Genomic DNA, 23,923 nt, shown 5'->3' with positions numbered 1-23,923 from the left:
AAATGCTGTACTGGATCGCGGAGTATCTCGGTTTTCCGGGGCTTCTCAATCTCATCCGTTACCAGTCGTTCCGTACCGGCGCGACGGTGGCGACCGCGCTGTTCATCGGCCTGATCATCGGGCCGCGCTTCATCGGCTGGCTGCGCGTCCGCCAGGGCAAGGGACAGCCGATCCGCGCCGACGGGCCGCAGACCCACCTCGCCAAGCGCGGCACGCCGACCATGGGCGGGCTGATGATCCTGACCAGCATGACGCTGTCCATCCTGATCTGGATGAACGTGTTCAACCCGTTCGTCTGGGCGTGCCTGTTCGTGACGCTGGGTTTCGGCGCGATCGGTTTCCTCGACGATTACGACAAGGTGCGGAAGGCCTCGACGGCGGGCGTGTCGGGCAAGACCCGGTTGCTGCTGGAGTTCGCTATTGCGGGCGTCGCGGCATGGATCATCATGGGGCAGAACGGGCCGCATCTGTACCTGCCCTTCACCTCGCGCATGTATATCGACCTCGGCTATTTCTATCCGCTGTTCGCCGCCTTCACGATCGTCGCGTTCGGCAATGCGGTGAACCTGACCGATGGTCTCGATGGCTTGGCGACGATGCCCGTCATCATCGCCAGCGTCGCGTTCATGGTGATCGTGTATCTGGCGGGTAACGTGAAGTTCGCCGATTATCTGGGCATTCCGCATGTGCCGGGCGCGGGCGAACTCGCGATCTTCTGCGGCGCGGTGGTCGGGGCGGGGCTGGCCTTCCTTTGGTTCAACGCACCTCCGGCGGCGGTGTTCATGGGCGATACCGGCAGCCTGGCGCTGGGCGGCGCGCTCGGCACCATCGCGGTCGTTGCGCATCACGAGATCGTGCTGGGCATCATCGGCGGCCTGTTCGTGGTCGAGGCGATGTCGGTCATCATCCAGGTCTTTTTCTACAAGCGGACCGGCAAGCGGGTGTTCCGCATGGCGCCGATCCACCATCATTTCGAACAGCTCGGCTGGTCGGAGCCGACCGTGGTGATCCGCTTCTGGATCATCGCCTTCGTGCTGGCACTGGCGGGTCTGTCGACGTTGAAGCTGCGATGATCGTTTCGCGCGACTGGGCGGGGAAACGATACGCGGTGCTGGGGCTCGCACGCTCCGGCGCCGCAACCGTTTCGGCGCTGCTGGAAGGCGGAGCGCGCGTGGTGGCATGGGACAGCGATCCCGCCAAGCGCGAGGCCCTCGCTCCCCTCCCCTTCAGGGGAGGGGCTGGGGGTGGGGCGTTACCGCAAACCCTACCGCCTGAGGGCGCGCCCCACCCCAACCCCTCCCCTGAAGGGGAGGGGCTTGACTTCATTGACCTCGACACGCTCGACCTGTCCGGCTTCGACGCGCTCGTCGTGTCGCCGGGTGTGCCGCTCAATACCCATCCGCTCGCCGCAGCCGCCCGCGCGGCGGGGGTGCCGGTCATCGGCGACATCGAACTGTTCGCCCAGGCGCGGCACGACCTGCCGCCGCACAAGGTCGTCGGCATCACCGGCACCAACGGTAAGTCGACCACGACCGCGCTGGTCCACCACATCCTGAAGACGGCGGGCGTACCGACCCTGATGGGCGGCAATATCGGCCTGCCGATCCTGGGGCAGGAGCCGCTGCCCGAGGGCGGGGTCTATGTGCTGGAACTGTCCAGCTATCAGATCGACCTGACGCAAAGCCTGGATTGCGACGTCGCGGTGCTGCTGAACATCACGCCCGATCATCTCGATCGCTATGACGGGTTCGAAGGATACGCAGCTTCCAAGGCGCGGCTGTTCGCGATGCAGTCGGCGGGGCATGTCGCGGTCGTCGGCGCCGGCGACGAGGCCTCGGCCAATATCGCGCAAGGGCTCGCCGGGCGGACCGATGATCTCGTGACCATTGCGCCCGGCATGATCGACCAGACCCGCTGGCCCGCACTGCAAGGCCCGCACAATGCCCAGAACGCCCAGGCGGCCATCGCCGTGGCGCGAGCGCTGGGCATAGCCAAGGATGTGATAGAAGCGGGTCTGCGCACCTATGCCAGCCTGCCGCACCGGATGCAGCATGTCGCGACCCGGAACGGCGTCGCCTTCGTCAACGACTCCAAGGCGACTAACCCGGACTCGACCGCCCCCGCACTGGCGGCCTTCCCCCGCGTCCACTGGATCGTCGGTGGCAAGCGCAAGGGCGACGACCTCGACGCCTGCACCGCGCATCTGGATCACGTCGTCGCGGCCTATACGATCGGCGAGGCCGCGCCGCTGTTCTTCGATCTGCTGAAGGACAAGGTGCCGGTGGTCGAGCAGTCGGGCACGCTGGAGGCGGCGGTCGCCCATGCGGCTGCCGCAGCGCAGCCCGGCGACACGGTGCTGCTGTCCCCGGCCTGTGCCAGTTTCGACCAGTTCCGCGACTATGAGGCGCGCGGCGATGCCTTCCGCGCCGCCGTGGAGGTGCTGGCATGAATGATCGCGCACCCAAGACCCCGCGCCCCGGCCTGATCGGGTCGATGAAGGGCCGGGGCGGGCGCGGCGACCGTTCGCCGCTCGGCACCTGGTTCTGGGATATCGACCGGGTGCTGCTGCTGCTCACCCTGTTCCTGATCGCGATCGGCCTGATCGCGGTCGCCGCCGCCAGCCCCGCCACCGCGATGCGCTATTCGGGCGAGCATCGGAAGTTCGCGCCGCTCTATTATTTCTGGCGACAGGTGATGTGGGTCGGCGTCTCGCTGCCGGTGTTGTTCGCCGTCTCGATGCTGCCTGTCGTCACGGCACGGCGCATGGCGGTGCTGGGCACCGGCGTGCTGATTGCCATTCTAGCGGTCACGCCCTTTATCGGGGTGGAGATCAACGGCGCGCGGCGCTGGATCGGCTTTGGTTTCGCCCAGTTCCAGCCGTCCGAGTTCCTGAAGCCGATGTTCGTGGTGACGACCGCCTGGCTCCTGTCGCTGAAGGCCAGGGAGCGCGATCTGCCCGCCACGCTGATCACCATGGGGCTGACCGGGCTGGTCGCAGGGCTGTTGATGATGCAGCCCGACTTCGGCCAGACCATCGTCTTCTGCGTGATCTGGGCGGCGCTGCTGATGATCTCCGGCACGCCGATGCGGATCATGCTGGGGCTGGCCGCCATGGTGCCGGTCGGGCTGACGGCGGCTTATATGTTCTACAGCGTGGCGCGCAATCGCATCAACGCGTTCCTGTTTCCCGATGTCGATGGCGAGGGGGCGGCCGACCACTTCCAGGTCAATGCCGCGCACAACACGCTGACCGCAGGGGGCTGGACGGGCACGGGGCCGGGTGGCGGCACCGCCAAGTTCGGCCTGCCCGAGGCGCATACCGACTATATCTTCTCGGTGATCGGCGAGGAGTTCGGGCTGATCGCCTGTTCGATCATCGCGCTGGTCTTCCTGGCGATCGTGGTGCGCGTGTTCGTGAAGCTGCTTGACGAACAGGACGAGTTCAAGCTCTACGCCGCCTCCGGGCTGGCGGTGCAGTTCGGCGCGCAGGCGCTGATCTCGATGGCGGTGAACACGGGGCTTGCCCCATCCAAGGGGATGACCCTGCCGTTCATCAGCTATGGCGGCTCGTCGATGATCGCGCTGTCGATCGGGATGGGGTTGTTGCTGGCATTCACGCGGCGCAATCCGTTCCTGACGCGCAGCCCCTATGTAGTCAGGTGGAGCGGGCAATGAGCCGTCACTTCGTCCTCGCCGCCGGAGGAACCGGCGGCCATATGGTTCCCGCCGCCGCGCTGGCGGCCGAGCTGACCCGGCGCGGCCACCGCGTCGCGCTGGTATCCGACGCGCGCGGCGTGCGCTTCCCCGGGCTGTTCGAGGATATCCAGACGCACGTGCTGCCCGCCGGGCGCTTTTCGGGCGGGCCGGTCGGCTGGGCCAAGGCGCTGCGCGAGATGTGGCGCGGCCGGGCGATGGCGCGCGAACTCTACAAGACCTTCCGTCCGGCGGCGGTGATCGGCTTTGGCGGTTATCCGGCGATGCCCGCGCTGCTGGCAGCGTTTGCGGAAGGTATTCCGACCGCGATCCACGAGCAGAACGCCGTGCTCGGCCGGGTCAACCGGCTGGTCGCGGGCAAGGTCGATGCGATCGCCTTGTCCTATGAGGATACGCAGCGGCTGAGCGCGAAGCATTCCGACAAGACCCGGCTGGTCGGCAATCCGGTGCGGGATCAGGTGCTGGCGCTGCGCGCGCGTCCCTATCCGCTGCTGGAGGAGGACGGCATCTTCCGCGTCCTCGTCACCGGCGGCAGCCAGGGGGCGAGCATCCTGAGCCAGGTCGTACCCGATGGCCTCGCCATGCTGCCCGTTACCTTTCGGCGGCGGTTGCAGGTGACGCATCAGGCGCGGATCGAGGATATCGACGCGGTGCGCGCCAAATATGCCGAGCATGAGATTCCGGCCGAACTTGCCACCTATCTGCCCGACCTGCCCGAGCAGCTGGCCTGGGCGCACCTAGTGATCGCGCGGGCAGGGGCCTCGACGCTGGCCGAACTGACGGTCGCGGGGCGCCCGGCGATCCTGGTGCCGCTGCCTTCTGCGACCGACGATCACCAGACAGTGAACGCGCGTGAAATGACGAAGGCGGGCGGCGCACGGACCATCGCGCAGGGCGACTTCACGCCGGTCGAACTCGCGAAGCAGATGCAGAAGCTGGGCCTGGACCCGGCGGCGCTGGAGAATGCGGCCGGGCGCGCCCGCGCCTGTGGACGACCCGAGGCGGCGAGCGACTTGGCCGATCTCGTCGAAAGCCTCGACGCACCGCGCATGGTCTTGCCGGTGGGCAAATCGCAAAGGACACGGAATTTGGCGGGAGCAGGCGCATGAAGGGCGTCGCCACGGATATCGGCACGATCCACTTCGTCGGCATCGGCGGCATCGGCATGTCGGGCATTGCCGAGGTGATGAAGAATCTCGGCTACCGGGTGCAGGGCTCCGACGTGGCCGAGGGCTATGTGGTGCAGGGTCTGCGCGACAAGGGCATTCCGGTCGCGATCGGGCACGGTGCGGACAATCTGGGCGATGCGGCGGTGGTCGTCACCTCGACCGCGATCACCCGGTCGAACCCCGAAGTCGAAGCCGCGCTCGAACGCCGCATCCCCGTGGTGCGCCGCGCCGAGATGCTGGCCGAGCTGATGCGGCTGAAATCCACCGTCGCGGTGGCGGGCACTCATGGCAAGACGACGACCACCTCGATGGTCGCCGCACTTCTGGATGCGGGCGGTGTCGACCCGACCGTCATCAATGGCGGCATCATCAACAGCTATGGCTCGAACGCACGGCTGGGTGCCTCCGACTGGATGGTCGTGGAGGCCGACGAGAGCGATGGCAGCTTCCTGCGCCTCGACGGCACGATCGCGGTCGTGACCAATATCGATCCCGAGCATCTCGACCATTACGGCTCGTTCGATCGGGTGAAGGACGCGTTCGTCGAGTTCGTCGAGAACGTCCCCTTCTACGGCGCGGCGTTGCTCTGTCTCGACCACCCGGAGGTGCAGAACATCCTGCCGCGCGTGCGCGACCGGCGCGTCGTGACCTATGGCTTTTCGGCGCAGGCCGACGTGCGCGGCGTCAACGTCACGCCGATCCCCGGCGGCAATCGCTTCGAGGCGATCATCCGCAACCGCGACGGCTCTAGCCGTTCGATCGAGGGGATCGAACTGCCCATGCCCGGTCGTCATAATGTCCAGAACGCGCTGGCGGCGATCGGCGTCGCGCTGGAACTGGGCATCGACGATGCGACGATCCAGCAGGGCTTCGGCCAGTTCGGCGGAGTCAAGCGCCGCTTCACCAAGGTCGGCGAGATCGCGGTGGATGGCGGTACGGCGACCGTGATCGACGATTACGGCCATCACCCGGTCGAGATTCGCGCCGTGCTGGCCGCCGCCCGCGAGGGCGCGCGGGGTCGCGTGATCGCGGTGGTGCAGCCGCACCGCTACACCCGGCTCGGCAATCTGATGGAGGAGTTCCAGACCGCCTTCAACGATGCCGACCGGGTGCTGGTGACGCCGGTCTTCGCGGCGGGTGAACAGCCGATCGAGGGTGTGGATGCGTCCGCGCTGGTTGAGGGGCTGAAGCGGCGCGGGCATCGCTCGACCGCCACGGTCGCCGACGCCGATGCGCTGGCCGAGGAACTGGCGGGCTCGATCCGCGCCGATGATATGATCGTCTGCTTGGGCGCGGGCGACATCACCAAATGGGCGGCGGGTCTGGCAAGCGCCGTCGAGGCGCGCCGATGAACCTGCCCGACACCGCCGGCCGATTGACTCACGCCGCGCCGCTGGCGCCGCTCGTGTGGTTCAAGGCGGGCGGACCGGCCGAATATCTGCTGGAGCCCAAGGATGTCGACGATCTGTCGGCGTTCCTGCGCGGGCTTGGGGCCGACACGCCCGTCATGGCGCTCGGCCTCGGTTCCAACCTGATCGTACGCGATGGCGGGGTTCCCGGCGTCGTGATCCGTCTCGGCAAGCCGTTCAGCTATGCGCGGGCAGGGGAGGGGCATAGCATCACTTGTGGCGGCGGCACGTCGGGCATCCTCGTATCGTCCAATGCGCGCGATGCCGGGATCGGCGGGCTGGAGTTCCTGCGCTCGATCCCCGGCACGGTGGGCGGCTTCGTGCGGATGAACGGCGGGGCTTATGGGCGCGAGGTGGCCGATGTGCTGATCTCCGCCACCGTCGTCCGCCGCGACGGCACGGTCGAGACATTGGGCGTCGCCGATCTGGAATACACCTATCGTCACTCCAACCTGACCGACGGCACGGTGGTGGTCGAGGCGACCTTTCGGGGCCAGGCCGCCGAACCCGCCGACATCCAGGCGGAGATGGACCGTATCGCCGCCGCGCGCGAGGCGTCGCAGCCACTGCGCTCCAAGACCGGCGGGTCGACCTTCAAGAACCCCGACGGGCACAAGGCCTGGGCGCTGGTCGATGCGGCGGGCTGTCGCGGGCTGACGCTGGGCGACGCGCAGGTATCGGAAAAGCACTGTAATTTCCTGCTCAACCTCGGCAACGCCACGGCGGCGGAGATCGAGGCGCTGGGCGAGGATGTGCGCGCCAAAGTGAAGGCGCAGTCGGGCATTTGCCTCGAATGGGAAATACAAAGAGTGGGAATCGCGAAGTGACCGACAATCTGCATATCGCGGTTCTGATGGGCGGCTGGTCGGCGGAGCGGCCGGTGTCGCTGATGTCCGGCACGGGCGTCGCCGATGCGCTGGAGCGCAACGGCCACCGCGTCACCCGGATCGACATGGACCGCGACCTGGCGGCCAGGCTGGTCGAAGCCAAGCCCGATATCGTCTTCAACGCACTGCACGGCTCGCCCGGCGAGGACGGTACGGTGCAGGGGATGCTCGATCTGATGGGTGTTCCTTATACCCATTCGGGCCTCGCCACCTCGGTCATCGCGATCGACAAGGTGCTGACCAAGCAGGCGCTGGTCCCGCACGGCATCCCCATGCCCGGCGGCCGCATCGTGAAGTCGGAAGAGCTGTTTGCCGGTGATCCGCTCCCGCGCCCCTATGTGCTGAAGCCCGTGAACGAAGGCTCGTCGGTCGGCGTGGCGATCGTCACCGACACCAGCAACCATGGCCAGCCCATCGCGCGCGACGCCGCCGGTCCCTGGGCCGAGTTCGAAGAATTGCTGGCCGAGCCCTATATCCGGGGGCGTGAACTGACCACCGCGGTGCTGGGCGGCCGTGCGCTGGGCGTGACCGAGTTGAAGCCCAAGAACGGCTGGTACGACTTCGACGCGAAATATACCGATGGCCTGACCGAACATGTCTGCCCGGCGCAGATCCCCGACGAGATCGCCGAGGCGTGCAAGTCGCTGGCGCTGGAGGCACATCGCATCCTGGGCTGTCGCGGCGCTTCGCGCTCCGACTTCCGCTGGGACGACGAGCGCGGCGTCGACGGCCTGTTCTTGCTGGAGGTCAACACCCAGCCGGGCATGACTCCGCTCAGCCTGGTGCCCGAGCAGGGCCGCCATGTCGGCATGGATTACGACGCGGTCGTGCAGGCGATCGTCGACGAGGCGCTTCAGTGGTACAAGGATCAGGCGGGATGAGCCGCACGATCAAGCGCGGCCCCCCGCCGCGCCGTCCGGCCCCGCGTCGCCGCCAGCCGGTCAAGCGGGTGACGCTGGCGCAGCGCCTGCTGGCCAAGGTGCCGGTCAGCGAGGAGACGATCAAGAAGGCCGTTACCTGGGCGATCCTGGGTGGTGCGGGCGCGGCGGTGCTGGCGGTGGCGACCTATGTCGGCGTGCCCGGCATGATCGGCACCGCGATCGCCGAACAGGCGGGCCATGCCGGTTTCCGCGTCCAGCAGATCGAGGTGACGGGCCTGAAACGCATGGACCGGATGACCGTCTATGCCGTCGCGCTCGACCAGCAGAGCCGGGCAATGCCGCTGGTCAATCTGGAAGATGTCCGTGCCAAGCTGCTCCGCTATGGCTGGATCAAGGACGCGCATGTCTCGCGTCGCCTGCCCGACACGCTGCTCGTCGATATCGAGGAACGCAGCCCGGCGGCGGTGTGGCAGGACAATGGCCAACTGACCCTGATCGACGCGGGCGGCGTTCTGCTGGAGCCGGTACGGCCCGAGGCGATGCCCGATCTGCCGCTCATCATCGGGCCGGGCGCGAATTTGCAGGAGCCCGCCTATCAGGCGCTGCTGTCCGCCGCACCCGCGCTGAAGCCGCGCGTGAAGGCCGCGACCTGGATCGGTAATCGCCGTTGGGACATCACCTTCGACAGCGGCGAGACGCTGGCCTTGCCAGAGGACGGGGCAGGGGCGGCGCTGATGAAATTCGCCGCGATGGACGGTTCGCGACCGCTGCTCGGGCGCGGCTGGCTGCGCTTCGACATGCGCGACCCTGCAAAGCTGGTTGCGCGAAAGCCCGGTTTGAATCAGAATCATGCGCTCGCCGATCCGGCCAAGGCCGGTGATGCGGCAGGCGATCCCGCGTCCGGGAATGACGCGGGTGGCAATGACGCGGGTGGGGCGGCATCCGAAGGGGCAGCGGCTCCGGGGGCAGTACAGGGGTAGCAAGGTCATGGCAAAGATTGCGCCCGAAGGGTTGATCACCGCACTGGACATCGGGTCGTCCAAGGTATCCGCGCTGATCGCGCGCAAGGGCGATGGCGGCGAGCTGATCGTGCTGGGAACGGGCCAGCGTGAGAGCCGGGGCGTCAAGCGCGGCTATATCGCCGATATGGGCGCGACCGAGGCGGCGGTGCGCGAGGCGGTCGAGCAGGCCGAGCGGATCGCGGGCCTGAATATCGAGAATGTCTGGGTCGGCTTCTCGGCCGGTGGCCTGGTGTCCGACGTGGCCGAGGTCGAGTTCGAGCTGGGCGGCCATCAGGTCGAACAGGGCGATATCGACGCGCTGCTGGCGGCCGGGCGCAACTCGATCGATCCGCAGGGGCGCATGGTGCTGCACGCGCAGCCCGCGCTCTATACGCTCGACGGGCTGACGGGCGTGAAGAAGCCCCTGGGGCTCCATGCCGACCGGCTGGGCGTGCACATCCATGTCGTCGCCGCCGACGGTTCGCCGGTGCGCAATCTCGACCTGTGCGTCCGCTCCGCGCATCTGGAGGTCAAGTCGATCATCGCAGCGCCCGTCGCCACGGGCCTGGCCTGCCTGTCCGACGAGGAGCGCGAGCTGGGCGTCGCGCTGGTCGAGATGGGGGCGGGGATCACCAACGTCTCGCTGTTCGCGGGCGGTATGCTGGTCGGGCTCTGCTCGCTGCCGATGGGCGCGGCAGACATCACCGATGATGTCGCCTCGGCCTTTGGCACGCGGCGGCAGATGGCCGAGCGGATGAAGTGCTTCCACGGCTCGGCCAATGCGTCCCCGCGCGACAATCACGACATGATCCAGGTCACGCCGATCTCTGCCGAGGACGGCGGCGACACGATGCAGATCACCAAGGCGCAGCTGATCGGCGTGATCCGCCAGCGGCTGGAGCATCAGATGGGCGAGATCCGCAAGGCGCTGCAGCATCTGAAGTTCGAGGGGCCGGTGGGGCGTCAGGTCGTGCTGACCGGTGGCGGGGCGGAGCTGAAGGGTATCGCCGACTATGCGCAGCAGGCGCTGGGCCGATCGGTCCGGATCGGTCGACCGCGCGGGCTGACCGGCCTGCCCGATGCGCACGGCGGACCCGCTTTCGCGACGCTGGCGGGCCTGGCTTTCTACGCCGCGACCGACCCGATCGACCTGCGTAGCATCCCCGCGGTGAACCAGACGGTGCACCGGCCAAGCGGCATGGGGCTGTTCCGGCGGCTGATTCAGGCGGCGAAGGCAAATTATTAGAGAAAAAGCGTCTGATGGCTGACGCTTTTGGGTTGGCACTTGGCACAGGTCTGGTGCACTAACGGTTAATTCATGGGCCCGGTCTTTGCGTACCGACCGGGAACGGCGGAGTAGAATTGGGATGAGCATCGAATTCATCGCACCCGAGGTCGACGAACTGACGCCGCGTATCGCGGTGATCGGCGTCGGCGGTGCCGGCGGCAACGCGATCGCGAACATGATGCGCGCCGAGGTACAGGGCGTGGATTTCCTCGTCGCCAATACCGACGCGCAGGCACTGAAGCAGTCGATCGCGCCGCAGCGTATTCAGCTGGGTGCGAAGATCACGCAAGGACTGGGCGCGGGCAGCCGTCCCGAGATCGGCCGCGCGGCCGCCGAAGAGACGATCGACGACCTGTCGCGTCTGCTCGAGGGCAGCCACATGTGCTTCATCGCGGCGGGCATGGGCGGCGGCACCGGCACCGGTGCGGCCCCGGTCATCGCCAAGGCGGCGCGCGACATGGGCATCCTGACGGTCGGCGTCGTGACCAAGCCCTTCGCCTTTGAGGGCAATCGTCGCGCCAAGTCGGCCGATGGCGGCATCGAAGAGCTTCAGAAGTACGTCGATACCCTCATCGTCATCCCCAACCAGAACCTGTTCCTGATCGCCAACGCCAACACGACCTTCAAGGAAGCGTTCGCGATGGCGGACGAGGTGCTGCAACAGGGCGTGCGCGGCATCACCGACCTGATGGTCATGCCGGGTCTCATCAACCTCGACTTCGCCGACGTCCGCTCGGTGATGCAGGAGATGGGCAAGGCGATGATGGGCACCGGTGAAGCCACCGGCGACAATCGCGCCATCGAGGCGGCACAGAAGGCGATTGCCAACCCGCTGCTCGACGGCGTGTCGATGCAGGGTGCCAAGGGCGTCATCATCTCGATCACCGGAGGCGATGATATGCGCCTGCTGGAGGTCGACGAGGCCGCGAACCACATCCGCGAACTGGTCGATCCCGACGCCAACATCATCTGGGGCTCAGCCTTCAATCCCGAGCTGGAAGGCCGGATTCGCGTGTCGGTCGTGGCGACCGGCATCGATGCCGACCTGAAGGTAGCGCCGTCGCCCTCGGAAGCGAACCGCAGCGGCTTCAGCATGGGCGGCATGGCCCGCAAGTCGGACGAAACGCCCAGCTATCGTCCGTCCGAGCCCGCCGCCGCCGCCCCGGCACCGCAGGCCAGCGTTGCGCCGGCCGCCCCGGTCGAGCAGCCGGTCGCGGCGCCCGCACCGGCCCCGGCGGCGACCCCCGTCGCGTCGAGTGTCGCCGCACCGGTCGCCAAGCCCGCGCCTGCGCCCGCTCCGGCCCCCGCGCCGGTGGCGGAGGACGAGCTGGTGCTGGGTGCCGACACCATCGTTCCGGCTCCCGCTCCTTCTGCCGCCACGCCGTCGCATCCTGCCGCCGTCGAGCCCGCGCCGGGCAGCGACGAAGCCCGCCGCCGCTGGCTGGCCCCCGGCAGCGAAGCCGGTGCGGCCCCCGCACAGCCTGCGCCGCGCGTGAAGTTGGGCGGTACGCTGTTCGAGCGTATGTCTAACGCGGCGCGTGGTGCGCAGCGCGACGAGAACGCGCAAGGGTCGGCGGACTCGTCGCTGGACATTCCGCGCTTCCTGCACCGGCAGAACAACCAGTAATTCTTCGCCCGGCCTGCCGGGATGAGAATAGGGTTAGAGGCTCGCGCGAGATGATCGCGCGGGCCTTTTTCCGTTTTGGGGAATTATGGCTGCTGGTAGTGCTTGCGGCTGGCCCTCCTCCCGACCCCCTCCCGCCTGCGGGAGGGCGCGCGCTGTTAGCGGGGGCTGGATATCGCATCAAAGTGTCAACAAAAATCCTCTCCCGCAGGCGAGTTGTGGGTCGGCCATGCTCCCAGCATGGCCTAAACGATGCTGGGCATCGTTTACCCGCAACTGGGCTGGGGGAGGGCAGGGCGGCAAGCTGCGAGGTTAGAGGCAATCCCAAGACCCGCACCGGCGCCCCTATTGGTCGACCGTGCGGAACAATCGGGCGCGTGGGGCCTGCCTTAGCCATTGCCGCCGCCCGCGAAACACGCTTTATGGGCGCTGGTCCCATGACGTTCGCCCTTTTTCCCCGCGCTTCGCTCGCGCTCGCGTTGGCCCTCGCCGCCGCGCCCGTGCCCCTTCTCGCACAGGAAGTGGTTCAGCCGCTTCCCGGCACCACCGATGCCGACAAGCTGGGGGACGTGATGCGCCGGGTCGCGCAGAATCCCCGCAATGTCGATGCACTTGTCGAGGCGGCGGAGCTGTCCATCCATCTCGACGACCTGTCGGGCGCCGCCTCGCTGCTGGCACGCGCCGAGAAGGTCGATGCCCGCGATCCCCGGGTCAAGGCGGGCATGGCGTCGATCCTCGTCCGTTCGGAACGCCCCGGCGAGGCGCTGCGCTATTTCACCCAGGCCGAGGCGGCGGGCATGCCCCCGGCGCGCTTCGCCGGTGATCGGGGCCTGGCCTATGATCTGATCGGCGATCAGGCGCGGGCACAGCGCGATTACCGGCTGGCGCTGGCCAATGGCGCCGGTGACGAGGTCATCCGCCGCTACGCGCTGTCGCTCGGTATTTCTGGCCGGCGGGAGCAGGCGCTCGAACAGCTCGATCCGCTTCTGCGCAAGACCGACCGGGCGGCATGGCGGGCGCGGGCCTTCATTCTGGCGATGGGCGGCGACCTGCCCGAGGCGACGCGGATCGCCTCGACCATGATGCCGCCTCAGCTGGCACAGGGGCTGCAACCCTTTTTCCAGCGGTTGCCGAGCCTTCCCGCCGTCGACCGCGCCTTTGCCGTGCATTTCGGCGAGACCCGCCCGACACCCGAGCGGCTGGCCGATGCGAAGCTGGCCCCGAATCTGCCGCCGCTGACGCCGGAAGCCCCGGTGGCGCTGGCCTCCGCGCCGGCGGCGGCGCCCGCTCCGGTGACGACGCGCGAGGAGCGGCGGCGCGGCGGGCGCAACGCGCGCGGTGTGGCGATGGCTGCCAATACGACGCCGGTCACGCCGGCTCCGGTACAGATGGCGTCGACGACCACGCCCCGCGTCGTGGCGGCCGCTTCGCCGATGCCGATGGTCCAGCCGCTGCCCCAGGCACAGCCGACCCCGCAGACGTCTTTACAAACGCAAGCCCCGGCGCGACCGCAGCCCGGCTTCTCCAGCGCCTTGCCGACGGCACCCGAAAGCCGTGCGCCGGTCACCATGGCATCGAACACCGTGCGGCCGATGATCCAGCCGCTGCCCGCCGCCCCGGTCACGACGCCCAACCAGGTGAGTTCGGCTCCGGCGACCGCCACGGTCCAGGCGCTTCCCGCCGCGTCTCCGACGCCGCCGCTCCAGATGGTTCAGGCCGTCCCCGCACCGGATCCTGTGCCCGTCAGGCCCGCGCCGGTCGCCACCGCCATGGTCCAGCCGGTTCCCCGTCAGGCCGAAGAGCCCGCGCCGCGCCCGACGCGAGTCGCGTCCCGCCGCACGCCACCGACCCCGGCGCGCGCGGAACGGGAAGATTCGGTGCTGGCGCGGATCGTCGCCAATCTCTCGATCCCCGCCTCGGAACTCGGGGTGGAAGGTCCCGAGCGTCCGGCCGTCATCGCGGCCAATACGCCGGTGAGCGGCGGCGCGCAGCGCGTCGTCGCCGAGGCGCGCAGCAAGGCGGAGCGGGATCGCGAGGCGCGCGAAAAGGCCGCCGAGGTAGCCGAGGCTGCTCCGCGCGCACCGACTGCGGCCGAGCGCAAGGCCACCGCCGCCAAGGCCGCCGCCGAAAAGAAGGCGCTCGCGGCCAAAAAGGCCGAGGCCGAGAAAAAGGCGCTCGCCGCCAAGGAAGAGGCCGAGGAAAAGAAGCGCGCGCGCGCCAACCCCGAGCGTATCTGGGTTCAGGTCGCGGGCGGCGCGAACGAGGACGACTTGCCCAAGGCCTGGGCCGCCACCAAGGCGAAGGCACCCGAGCTGTTCGCCGCGCGCAAGGGCTACAAGACCCCGCTGCGCGCGACGCACCGCGTCCTGACCGGCCCGTTCAAGACCGATGCGGAGGCGCGCGCCTTCGTCAACCAGCTCGCCAAGAAGGGGGTCTCGGCCTTCCCCGTGACCAGCGACGCAGGGCAGGCGGTGACGCGGCTCGACGCCAAGTGAGCCGCTTCGCCCCCTGGGCTTCCTATCCCGAACACAGCCGGGGGCGGCGTCACGACGAGGCCTCGGGCCTGGCGCGCGGGCCGCGTGATGCGTTTCAGCGCGACCGCGACCGGATCATCCACTCGATCAGCTTCCGGCGGCTGCGTCACAAGACCCAAGTCTTCATGGCGCCCGACGGCGACCATTTCCGCGTCCGCCTGACCCATAGCCTGGAGGTCGCGCAGATCGGCCGGACGATCGCGCGGACGCTGGGGCTGAATGAGGATCTGACCGAGGCCTTGTGTCTGGCGCATGACATCGGCCATCCGCCCTTCGGCCATGCGGGCGAGGACGCGCTGAAGGCGGCGCTCGCCGGGCAGGGCGGTTTCGATCATAACGGCCATACGCTGCGCACCCTGACCGAGATCGAGCGGCCCTATCCGCGCTGGGACGGCCTGAACCTCAGTTGGGAGACGCTGGAGGGGCTGGCGAAGCACAATGGGCCGGTGCGCCACCCCGGCTGGGCCTTGCAGGAGGCGGATGCGGGCTTTCCGCTCGATCTGGACAGCCATGCCTCGCTGGAGGCCCAGGTCGCGGCGCTGGCGGACGACATCGCCTATGACAATCATGATATCGATGACGGCCTTCGCGCCGGGCTGCTGACGCTCGACCAGTTGCTGGCGGTGCCGCTGGTGGCGCGCGGCTGGGACGTGGCGCGGGCGCAATTCCCCGATGTCCCGCCCAAAAGGCTGGCCAGCGAACTGATCCGCTCGCAGATCGGGGTGATGGTCAATGACTTGGTCGCCCAGACCCGCACCCGCATCGCCGAGAGCGGGGTAGGGGACGTGGCCGATGTCCGTGCGGCGGGCCGAGCGCTGGTTGGCTTTTCGGAGGCGATGCGGGTCGAGGAGCGCGACCTGAAGCGCTTCATGTACGCCAATCTCTACCACCACCCGCGCCAGCTGGCGGCGGCGGACGCGGCGCATGGCATCGTGAAGGGCCTGTTCGCGGGCTATCGCGCCGATCCCGCCCAATTGCCGGAGGAATGGCGCGAACGGTTGCCGATCGAGGAACCGGCGCGCAGTCGTCACATCGCCGACTTTATCGCAGGCATGACCGATCGTTATGCGGTGCGGTGTTACCGTGAGGTTGTAGGGGATATCGACCTGCCTGAGGGGTTTTGATATCACGATGGCTGGCCAGTCCGGATCGGCGTTCAAACTGCCATATTTTCTTTCCTCCCCTGCAAGGGGAGGGGGACCATCCGAAGGATGGTGGAGGGGTGTCGCCGGTTGAGGTTGGAGTCCCATCTCGCAAGCCGGGACACCCCTCCGTCAGGCCTTCGGCCTGCCACCTCCCCTTCGAGGGGAGGAATGGGACGAACGTTGATGGGACCCGAGGATAGACGGAATGGCTGGCTGGCGACGCTTCGTTGTTTTCGCGCCCGTCGCGGCGGCGCTGGCACTGATCGTCGCCTATTGCGGTGGGGCCAGACCGGCGAAACAGGGTTTGCAGACGCCCGTGACTGTCGGGACGGGTCCGCTCAGCCGCGATGATTTCTGGGCACTGGTCGATCATTCCGCGACCTGGGGCGAGGATGCCGACGCGCAACTGATGGATCTTCGCATGTCGCTGAGCCGATTGACGCCATCCCAGATCGCCGCATTTCAAGGTTATTTCGAAGAGGCGATGATACGGTCCTATCGATGGGATTTGTGGGGTGCTGCCTATGTTGCCAAGGGTGGCGCGTCGGATGACGGGTTTGAATATTTCCAGCGGTGGCTGATCTCGCGCGGACGAACGGATTTCGAACGGGTGCTCGCTGATCCCGACGCATTGGCCGATCTTGCGATCCCGGATGCGCAGAGTGATCTGGAGTTTGAGGCCTTTGGCTATGTCGCTCCGGAAGTTTGGTCGGCCAAGAGCGGGCAAGCTCTTTCGCAAATGCCCGAAGCCGATGTCCGGCCTCGCCCGTCCGCGCCCAGCGGTACGCCCTTCAAAGAAGAGAGGTCGCATCTTGCCGCGCGTTACCCGAAGCTCTGGAAGCGCTTTGGGACATGGCTTTGAGGGATTGAGTGCACGAAAAAAGCCCCGTGCATCCCATCGGACGCACGGGACTTTCCTGTTTCAGCCGTCAGGCGAAGATCAGCGAGCGCTGGTTTCCACGCCCGCGCCCAGCGCGCCGCGAGCTTCGTCGGTGGTGAAGGCGACCTGGGTGTTGCCGGTCGTGCCGGTCACGCGGTGGCCCTTCACGACGAAGCGGAACGGCTCGCCGCCCGGATAGCGATGACCCTGGATCACCGCATGGCCGTTCTCGTTCGAACGGGTGTAGACATAGGTGCTGCCCTCATGGACGAAGCGCTGCTCGCCCTCGGCGGCGATCGCACCAATGGTGGGGACGGCGGCGGCGACGGTGGCGGCCAGGATCAGAATGGTCTTGCGCATGATCGAAACTCCCGCATTTGCGTTGAGCCGGATCAGGTCCTCTCGCGCCTTGTTAGCGCTTATACTTTCGTCAGCCGAAATATTGCGATGCAGCATGACCGGCAACTGCAAAGGGATTCCGCCTGATTGCACTTGGTGCAATCGTCCCGCTGCCACATACGCCATGATTTGAAGCCAGCGTCCGATTTCGCTAGAGCGCAACGCTTTGCTACCCCGATCGGACGATGTGATGACCCTCTACACCCGCTTTGCCGCGCATATCGACGCGGCGCTGGACACGCTGGTCGCCGCCGGCACGCTGCCCGGCGGGCTGGATCGCCGCAACGTGACGGTCGAGCCGCCGCGCGACGCAAGCCATGGCGACCTCGCCACCAACGCCGCGATGGTGCTGGCGAAGCCCGCAGGCACCAACCCGCGCGCGCTGGCCGAGGCGATCGCGGCCGAGCTGGGCAAGCTGGACGAGGTGGACAGCGTCTCGGTCGCCGGGCCGGGCTTCCTCAACATGCGCTTGACCGAGGCGGCGTGGCGTGACGAGCTGGCGGCGATCCCGGCGGCGGGCGGCGATTATGGCCGTTCGACGCGCGGGAATGGCGTGACCGTCAATATCGAATATGTCTCGGCCAATCCGACCGGACCGATGCATATGGGCCATTGCCGTGGGGCCGTGGTCGGCGATGCGCTGGCCACCCTGCTGGAATTTGCGGGCCACAGGGTCATCCGCGAATATTATGTCAACGACGCAGGCGGGCAGGTCGACGTCCTCGCCCGCTCGGCGCATCTGCGCTACCGCGAGGCGCTGGGCGCGACGATCGAAATCCCCGAGGGTCTGTATCCGGGCGAATATCTGAAGCCGATCGGCGCGGAACTCGCGGCCGAATATGGCGACAAATATGTCGACGCGCCCGAGAGCGAATGGCTGGTCCTGTTCCGCACCCGTGCGGTGGCGGCGATGATGGCGATGATCCGCGAGGATCTGGCGCTGCTGGGCATCCATCACGACATCTTCTCGTCGGAGGCCGAACTGCAGGCGGCGGGCAAGCCCGAGGCGGCCGAGGCGGAGCTGCGGTCGCGCGGCCTGGTCTATGACGGCGTGCTGGAAGCCCCCAAGGGCGAGACGCCCGAGGATTGGGAGCCCGTCGAGCTGCCGCTGTTCCGCTCCAGTCAGTTCGGCGACGATCAGGATCGCCCGATCAAGAAGTCGAACGGTGCCTGGACCTATTTCGGCGCGGACTTGGCCTATCACTATCAGAAGGCGCAGACCGCCGATCAGCTGATCGACATCTGGGGCGCCGACCATGCGGGCACCGTCAAGCGCATCGTCGCGGCGGTCGAGGCGCTGACCGGCGGCAAGACCAAGTTCGACGTGAAGCTCGTCCAGATGGTCCGCCTGTTGCGCGGCGGCGAGCCGGTGAAGATGTCCAAGCGTGCGGGCAATTTCGTGACGCTCGCCGATGTGGTGCGCGAGGTCGGCAAGGACGTAGTGCGCTTCACCATGCTGACCCGGCGTGCCGACGCGCAGATGGACTTCGACTTCGCCAAGGTGGTCGAGGCATCGAAGGACAATCCCGTCTTCTACGTCCAATATGCTCATGCCCGCATCGCCTCGCTCAAGCGGCGCGCAGGCGAAGCGGGCATCGAGGGCGGCACCGCCGACCTGGCGCTGCTCGACGCCGAGGATCTGGCGCTGGTGAAGCTGGCCGCGCAGTTCCCGCGCATCGTCGAGACGGCGGCGACCGCGCGCGAGCCGCATCGCGTGGCCTTCTACCTCTATGACCTGGCCGCCGCCTTCCACGCGGCCTGGAATGTCGGGAACGACCGGGTCGATCGTCGCTTCCTGATCGCGGAAGATGCCGAACTGACCCGCGCGCGTCTTTTCCTGAGCGAGGGGATCGGGCAGATCATACGCAATGGTCTGGCGCTCATGGGCGTCGAAGCCGTGTCGGAGATGAAGTGATGGCGAACGAAACGGACGGCCGTGCCCTGGATCTGGACGAGGCGGATCGCCTGCCCTGGCTGGAAACCGTCGAGGCGGACGAGCCCGAGGGCGTCGGCATCGGCAAGGTGATCGCGCTCGTCATTCTGGGCCTCGCCATCCTGGCGGCGATCGGCTTCGGTTTCTACAAGTGGCAGGCGCATCGTGCGGCGACGGACGGCGACGGTGCGGTGATCGCCGCGCCCGAGGGCGACTATAAGGTCCGCCCGGCCGATCCGGGCGGCCTGAAGATCAAGGGCGAGGGCAACACCGCCATCGCGACCAGCGCGGGCAAGCCTGGCGGCACCGGCGCGATCGACCTGCGCGCCGTGCCCGAGGCGCCGATGAACGGCACCCGCGTCGTGCAGAAGCCTGCCGAGCCCAATGGCGGTCGTAACGCCGTGGCACAGGTGCCGGAATCGGGCGGCAAGCTGGTTGCCCCCGCGCCCGTCGCGGCGGCGCGGGCCCCTGCGGCTGCCCCGACCGGCGGTGCGATGGTTCAGCTGGGCGCCTATCCCAGCGAATCCTCGGCCAATGCCGCCTGGGACCGTTTCTCGAAGCGCTTTTCCTATGTCGCCGCGCTGGGCAAGGTGGTCCAGCCGGTCGCGTCGAACGGCAAGACCCTCTATCGCCTGCGCGTGAATGCCGGTTCGGCCAACCAGGCCGCCGATATCTGTGGCCGCCTGCGCGTGGCGGGCGAGAGCTGCTTCGTCGCCAGCTGATCGACCATGCCCCTTTCCCGCCGGTGCGGGGGAGGGGCCGGAGTTTCGTCCATGATCCCCGTCATTTTCGGCCTGTCCGGCCCGGTGCTCACTCCCGACGAGCGGGCGTTCTTCGCCTCGGTCGAACCGGCGGGCTATATCCTGTTCAAGCGCAACATCGTCGACCGGGCACAGGTCCGCGCGCTGACCGACGATCTGCGCGCCCTGGCGGGGCGGGACAATCTGGCGATCCTGATCGATCAGGAAGGGGGCCGCGTCGCGCGCATGGGGCCGCCCGAATGGCCCGCTTTCCCCGCCGGGCCGGTCTTTGCAAAGCTGTATGAAAAAGCGCCGATGTCGGCGATCCAGGCGATGCGCGCCAATGGTCAGGCGCTGGGGCTGATGCTGCGGGAGGTCGGGATCACCGTCGACTGCGCGCCGCTTCTCGACGTGGCGCAAGCCGACACGACCGAGGCAATCGCCTGCCGCGCCTATGGCACCGAGCCGATGCAGGTCGCCGCGCTGGGCCGTGCCATGCTGGAAGGGCTGGCGGCGGCGGGTATGGTCGGCGTGGTCAAGCATATGCCCGGCCATGGTCGGGCGCTGGTCGACTCGCATCACCTGCTGCCGACCGTCACCGCGGACGAGGCGGCGTTGGCGGTCGATCTCGAACCCTTCATCACCCTGTCGGACGCGCCGATGGGGATGACCAGCCATATCGTGTTCGAGGCCTGGGACGCCGAACGCCCCGCCACCCTGTCGCCGACCGTGATCGAGCGGATCATCCGGGGGCGGATCGGGTTCGACGGCCTGCTGATGACCGACGATATCGACATGAAGGCGCTGTCGGGCACGGCGGGCGAGAAGGCGGCGGGCGCTTTGACCGCCGGATGCGACCTCGTCCTCGATTGCTGGGCGCGGATGGACGAGATGGTCGAGATCGCCGGGCGCGTACCGCCGATCACGGAGGCGGCGCGTGCGCGGCTGGACCGCGCGATGGCGAGCGTCGGCGCGGGCGAGGGTGATTTCGCCGAGCTGATCGCCCGGCGGGACGCGCTGCTGGCGCTCGCAACGGCGTAATAGCTAACGCCTCAATTCTCCCCAAGCGAGCTTGGGGAGGGGGACCGCGCCGATCGTCTTTCTCCATTGGCTTGGGGGTTGGCATGCGCCGTCTCGCCATCCGCCATCATCGCCGCTAAGCAATGAGGGATGACGGGGGAACAGCTGACGCTTGATCTGGACGGGTGGGAAGGACCGCTCGATCTGTTGCTGTCGCTGGCCCGGTCGCAAAAGGTCGATCTGCGGCAGATTTCGATCCTGGCCCTGGTCGAGCAATATCTGCGCTTCGTGGACAAGGCCGGGCGGATGCAGCTGGAGCTGGCCGCCGATTATCTGGTGATGGCGGCATGGCTCGCCTATCTCAAATCCTCGCTGCTGCTGCCTCGCCAGCCCGAGGAGGAACCGGACCCCGAGGAAATGGCACTGCGCCTGCAACTCCGGCTGGAGCGGCTTGCGGCGATGCGGGAATGCGGCGCGCGGCTGATGGCGCGTGATCGGCTGGGCCGTGACGTCTTCCCACGCGGCGCACCCGAGGGGCTGGCGGTGCAGCGCAAGGCGATGTGGCAGGCCGAGCTGTACGACCTGATCTCCGCCTATGGCCGGATCAACGCGCGCACCCGCCCGGTCATGCATGTCGTCGTCGACCGGCAGGTCATGACGCTGGAGGCCGCGCTGGAGCGGGTGTCGATGCTGGTCGGCAGCCGGATCGATTGGTCGGCGATCGAGACCTTCCTTCCCGACGGCAGCGAACGATTGCGGCGGTCGGCGCTGGCGTCGAGCTTCCTCGCGGTGCTGGAACTGGCGCGACAGGGTAAGGTCGAACTGCGCCAGGCCGCGCCGTTCGCGCCGCTGCTGATCCGTCAGCCCGCGCCATGACCGAGATCGACCCGATCGTCCGCGCCGTCGAGGCGGTGCTGTTCGCCTCGCCCGAGCCGATGAGCGTGGATTCGATCCGCGCGCATGTCGGAGTGGGGAAGGGCGGCGGCGATATCCGCGCGGCGCTGGAACAGCTGGAGGCGCAATATCGCGGGCGCGGCATCATGCTCGTCCGGCGCGGTGATCGCTGGCATTTCCAGACGGCGCCCGATCTCGCCCATCTGCTCCGCCGCGACCGCGAGGAGGCGCGCCGCCTGTCGCGCGCTGCCATCGAAACGTTGGCGATCATCGCCTATCAGGAACCCGTCAGCCGGGCGGAGATCGAGGCGATACGCGGCGTCGCCATCTCCAAGGGCACGCTCGACGTGCTGATGGAAGCGGGCTGGGTGCGTCCCGCCGGACGACGCGAGGTGCCGGGGCGGCCGCTGATCTATGCGACGACGCCCGCCTTTCTCCAGCATTTCGGGCTGACCAGCAGGCGGGACCTGCCGGGGCTGGAGGACCTGCGTGCCGCCGGGCTGCTCGATCCGGTCGATCTGGCGCTGGAGCGGATGGGTGAGGAGGATATGCCCGATGCGTCCCCGGATTCGAGTGAGGAAGAACGCGATTGAGCGCTTTCCTTTGCGTCATGGCCGCGTCACAATGCTCCGCCACGGCCCTCGCATCCCCGATCGGGGGCCATGCCATCGCTCGACCATTGCCGTTGGCCCATTGCCGCTGGTGATGCCAAAGCCTAGATAGATAGAAATTCCAGGAGACGTGCCATGGGCAGCTTTAGCCCGATCCACCTTCTCGTCCTCGCGGTCGTCGCGATCCTTCTGCTCGGCGGCGGGCGTTTCTCCAACCTGATGGGCGATGTCGCCAAGGGTGTGAAGAACTTCAAGAAGGGCATGGCCGAGGAAGACGAGACGCCCGCCAAGCCGTCGGCGCGGATCGAGGCGCAGAAGTCGGCCGAGCCCGCCTTCGATCGCGACGGCGAGCGCGTGCGCGACGATCGCTGATCCCGGTCCGTTAAAGCCAGCAGCGGACTTTCATGTTCAACATCGATTCCAGCGAGTTCCTGCTGGTCGCCATCGTCGCGCTCGTCGTGATCGGTCCCAAGGACCTGCCCAAGGCGATGCGCGTCGTCGGCTATTGGGTGGGCAAGGCGCGCGGCGTCACGCGCCAGTTCCGCCAGGGCTTCGACAATATGGTCCGCGAGGCCGAGCTGGAGGAAATGGAGAAGCGCTGGGCCGCCGAAAATGAGCGGATCATGCGCGAACATGCCGCCGACACGCCTCCGCATGTCGATGCCGAGGCGGCGTCATCGGCGACGACCCCGGCGGCCTTGCCGGATCACGCGGCGCCCGGCCACACAACGCCCGATGCGACGCATGGCGACTCTCATGCGGATCACAGCGATAAGCCGGTGATGGTCGAAAAGCCCGTCGTCGCACCGGCACCCGCCAGCAAGCATCCGTCGCGTGGCACCGAGGGGGCGGCATCGTGAGCGACCAGGAAGATATCGACGCCAGCCGCGCGCCCCTGCTGGAACATCTGATCGAGCTGCGTCGGCGGCTGCTCTACTGCATCATCGCGGTGGGCTTGGCCTTTGGCGTGTCGATGTATTTTTCGGAGTCGATCTTCGGCTTCCTGGCCAAGCCGCTGCTGCGCGCCGGGCAGGGAACGTTGGTCTATACCCAGATTTTCGAGGCGTTCTTCGTCCAGGTGAAGGTGTCGTTCTTCGCCGCGATGATGATCTCCTTCCCGGTGATCGCCAACCAGCTGTGGCAGTTCGTCGCGCCCGGCCTGTACCGCAAGGAAAAGAAGGCACTGCTGCCCTTCCTGCTGGCGACGCCGGTGCTGTTCCTGATGGGGGCGGCGATGGCCTATTACATCGCCATCCCGATGGCGCTGCACTTCCTGCTGGGCTTTGACGGCATGGTGGGCGGCGTGAAGCGCGAGGCGCTGCCTGCGATCGGCAATTACTTGTCCTTCGTCATGCAGTTCCTGTTCGCCTTCGGGCTGGCCTTCCTGCTGCCGGTGCTACTGATGCTGCTGGAGCGGGCGGGGATCGTCACGCGCAAGCAGCTGATCGGCGCGCGGCGCTATGCGATCGTCGCGGCGACGGCGGTGGCCGCGGTGCTGACCCCGCCCGACCTGATGTCGCAGGTGCTGCTCGCCGTGCCGCTGATCATCCTCTACGAGCTGGCGATCATCGGTATCTGGTTTACCGAGCGGGCTCGGTCGAAACAGGCGGCCGTGGAAGAGGATGCCGACGCGGTGGCGTGATCGGACGGGTTTGGGATTGCGAGGGGTTCGGTGAAAGCCGGGGCCCTTTTTGTGGGTAACATGGGGCGTGGCCTTCGATTTCGCTTAGGCTGAACGGCGGTTTGGGCCCAAGTCCATTCTTCGCTCCGTTCAGCCTGAGCGAAGTCGAAGGC

General features: G+C 67.6%; 22 protein-coding genes. 21 read left to right on the top strand and 1 reads right to left on the bottom strand.

Annotated features, from left to right (window positions below; all coding sequences use genetic code 11):
- Positions 1 to 2: 2 nt before the first annotated feature.
- The 13 genes from mraY to NS355_RS06275 all read left to right on the top strand — a co-directional run bounded on the left by mraY (position 3) and on the right by NS355_RS06275 (position 16,514).
- Positions 3 to 1,073 carry a phospho-N-acetylmuramoyl-pentapeptide-transferase gene (gene mraY / locus NS355_RS06335; RefSeq protein ID WP_058744932.1) on the top strand — a complete coding sequence of 357 codons (1,071 nt, stop codon included), beginning with the start codon at positions 3 to 5 and terminating at the stop codon, positions 1,071 to 1,073.
- Positions 1,070 to 2,449 (top strand): UDP-N-acetylmuramoyl-L-alanine--D-glutamate ligase, encoded by a 1,380-nt coding sequence (gene murD, locus NS355_RS06330; protein WP_058744931.1) that lies wholly within the window; start codon positions 1,070 to 1,072, stop codon positions 2,447 to 2,449. The genes mraY and murD overlap by 4 nt, the downstream gene beginning before the upstream one ends.
- Complete coding sequence (locus NS355_RS06325; RefSeq protein ID WP_058744930.1) at positions 2,446 to 3,675, top strand: FtsW/RodA/SpoVE family cell cycle protein; 1,230 nt, start codon at positions 2,446 to 2,448, stop codon at positions 3,673 to 3,675. Before murD ends, NS355_RS06325 begins: the two co-directional genes overlap by 4 nt.
- Complete coding sequence (gene murG / locus NS355_RS06320) at positions 3,672 to 4,823, top strand: undecaprenyldiphospho-muramoylpentapeptide beta-N-acetylglucosaminyltransferase (protein ID WP_058744929.1); 1,152 nt, start codon at positions 3,672 to 3,674, stop codon at positions 4,821 to 4,823. The genes NS355_RS06325 and murG overlap by 4 nt, the downstream gene beginning before the upstream one ends.
- On the top strand, positions 4,820 to 6,235 hold the full coding sequence (gene murC, locus NS355_RS06315) for a UDP-N-acetylmuramate--L-alanine ligase (RefSeq protein WP_058744928.1): 1,416 nt from the start codon (positions 4,820 to 4,822) through the stop codon (positions 6,233 to 6,235). Before murG ends, murC begins: the two co-directional genes overlap by 4 nt.
- Positions 6,232 to 7,119 carry a UDP-N-acetylmuramate dehydrogenase gene (gene murB / locus NS355_RS06310; protein WP_209445029.1) on the top strand — a complete coding sequence of 296 codons (888 nt, stop codon included), beginning with the start codon at positions 6,232 to 6,234 and terminating at the stop codon, positions 7,117 to 7,119. Before murC ends, murB begins: the two co-directional genes overlap by 4 nt.
- Positions 7,116 to 8,060 (top strand): D-alanine--D-alanine ligase, encoded by a 945-nt coding sequence (locus tag NS355_RS06305; protein ID WP_275934709.1) that lies wholly within the window; start codon positions 7,116 to 7,118, stop codon positions 8,058 to 8,060. The genes murB and NS355_RS06305 overlap by 4 nt, the downstream gene beginning before the upstream one ends.
- Positions 8,057 to 9,040 carry a cell division protein FtsQ/DivIB gene (locus tag NS355_RS06300; protein ID WP_058744926.1) on the top strand — a complete coding sequence of 328 codons (984 nt, stop codon included), beginning with the start codon at positions 8,057 to 8,059 and terminating at the stop codon, positions 9,038 to 9,040. The genes NS355_RS06305 and NS355_RS06300 overlap by 4 nt, the downstream gene beginning before the upstream one ends.
- A gap of 7 nt (positions 9,041 to 9,047) precedes the next feature.
- Positions 9,048 to 10,307, top strand: a complete 1,260-nt coding sequence (ftsA, locus tag NS355_RS06295; protein ID WP_056434587.1) for a cell division protein FtsA — start codon at positions 9,048 to 9,050, stop codon at positions 10,305 to 10,307.
- A 121-nt stretch (positions 10,308 to 10,428) separates the two neighbouring features.
- A complete protein-coding gene (gene ftsZ / locus NS355_RS06290) occupies positions 10,429 to 11,976 on the top strand; it encodes a cell division protein FtsZ (protein WP_058744925.1) in 1,548 nt (515 codons plus the stop codon).
- Between the two features lie 434 nt (positions 11,977 to 12,410).
- A complete protein-coding gene (locus NS355_RS06285; RefSeq protein ID WP_058744945.1) occupies positions 12,411 to 14,468 on the top strand; it encodes an SPOR domain-containing protein in 2,058 nt (685 codons plus the stop codon).
- Positions 14,465 to 15,631, top strand: a complete 1,167-nt coding sequence (locus NS355_RS06280) for a deoxyguanosinetriphosphate triphosphohydrolase (RefSeq protein ID WP_058744924.1) — start codon at positions 14,465 to 14,467, stop codon at positions 15,629 to 15,631. The genes NS355_RS06285 and NS355_RS06280 overlap by 4 nt, the downstream gene beginning before the upstream one ends.
- Before the next feature lie 226 nt (positions 15,632 to 15,857).
- The gene (locus tag NS355_RS06275) at positions 15,858 to 16,514 is read left to right on the top strand and encodes a DUF4240 domain-containing protein (protein WP_058744923.1); all 657 of its coding nucleotides are present in this window, start codon (positions 15,858 to 15,860) and stop codon (positions 16,512 to 16,514) included.
- Between the two features lie 78 nt (positions 16,515 to 16,592).
- On the opposite strand, the gene NS355_RS06270 is transcribed toward NS355_RS06275, so the two are convergent.
- Positions 16,593 to 16,892, bottom strand: a complete 300-nt coding sequence (locus NS355_RS06270; RefSeq protein ID WP_153008086.1) for a hypothetical protein — start codon at positions 16,890 to 16,892, stop codon at positions 16,593 to 16,595.
- Between the two features lie 229 nt (positions 16,893 to 17,121).
- Between NS355_RS06270 and argS the strand changes: the two genes are divergently transcribed.
- The 8 genes from argS (at position 17,122) to tatC (ending at position 23,771) form a co-directional block, all read left to right on the top strand.
- Positions 17,122 to 18,846, top strand: a complete 1,725-nt coding sequence (gene argS, locus NS355_RS06265; protein WP_058744921.1) for an arginine--tRNA ligase — start codon at positions 17,122 to 17,124, stop codon at positions 18,844 to 18,846.
- A complete protein-coding gene (locus NS355_RS06260) occupies positions 18,846 to 19,586 on the top strand; it encodes an SPOR domain-containing protein (protein ID WP_058744920.1) in 741 nt (246 codons plus the stop codon). Before argS ends, NS355_RS06260 begins: the two co-directional genes overlap by 1 nt.
- 51 nt (positions 19,587 to 19,637) lie before the next feature.
- On the top strand, positions 19,638 to 20,645 hold the full coding sequence (nagZ, locus tag NS355_RS06255) for a beta-N-acetylhexosaminidase (RefSeq protein WP_058744919.1): 1,008 nt from the start codon (positions 19,638 to 19,640) through the stop codon (positions 20,643 to 20,645).
- Between the two features lie 129 nt (positions 20,646 to 20,774).
- Positions 20,775 to 21,500 carry a segregation and condensation protein A gene (locus tag NS355_RS06250; RefSeq protein WP_058744918.1) on the top strand — a complete coding sequence of 242 codons (726 nt, stop codon included), beginning with the start codon at positions 20,775 to 20,777 and terminating at the stop codon, positions 21,498 to 21,500.
- The gene (scpB, locus tag NS355_RS06245) at positions 21,497 to 22,111 is read left to right on the top strand and encodes an SMC-Scp complex subunit ScpB (RefSeq protein ID WP_058744917.1); all 615 of its coding nucleotides are present in this window, start codon (positions 21,497 to 21,499) and stop codon (positions 22,109 to 22,111) included. Before NS355_RS06250 ends, scpB begins: the two co-directional genes overlap by 4 nt.
- A gap of 153 nt (positions 22,112 to 22,264) precedes the next feature.
- A complete protein-coding gene (locus NS355_RS06240; RefSeq protein WP_056434199.1) occupies positions 22,265 to 22,501 on the top strand; it encodes a Sec-independent protein translocase subunit TatA in 237 nt (78 codons plus the stop codon).
- A 32-nt stretch (positions 22,502 to 22,533) separates the two neighbouring features.
- Positions 22,534 to 22,989 (top strand): Sec-independent protein translocase protein TatB, encoded by a 456-nt coding sequence (tatB, locus tag NS355_RS06235; protein WP_084787594.1) that lies wholly within the window; start codon positions 22,534 to 22,536, stop codon positions 22,987 to 22,989.
- The gene (tatC, locus tag NS355_RS06230) at positions 22,986 to 23,771 is read left to right on the top strand and encodes a twin-arginine translocase subunit TatC (protein ID WP_058744916.1); all 786 of its coding nucleotides are present in this window, start codon (positions 22,986 to 22,988) and stop codon (positions 23,769 to 23,771) included. Before tatB ends, tatC begins: the two co-directional genes overlap by 4 nt.
- Positions 23,772 to 23,923: the final 152 nt, after the last annotated feature.

Source organism: Sphingomonas yabuuchiae, assembly GCF_001477495.1.
Lineage (GTDB): Bacteria > Pseudomonadota > Alphaproteobacteria > Sphingomonadales > Sphingomonadaceae > Sphingomonas > Sphingomonas yabuuchiae_A.
Note: the sequence above shows the minus strand (reverse complement) of the source record. Positions and strands in the feature narration are given on the sequence as shown.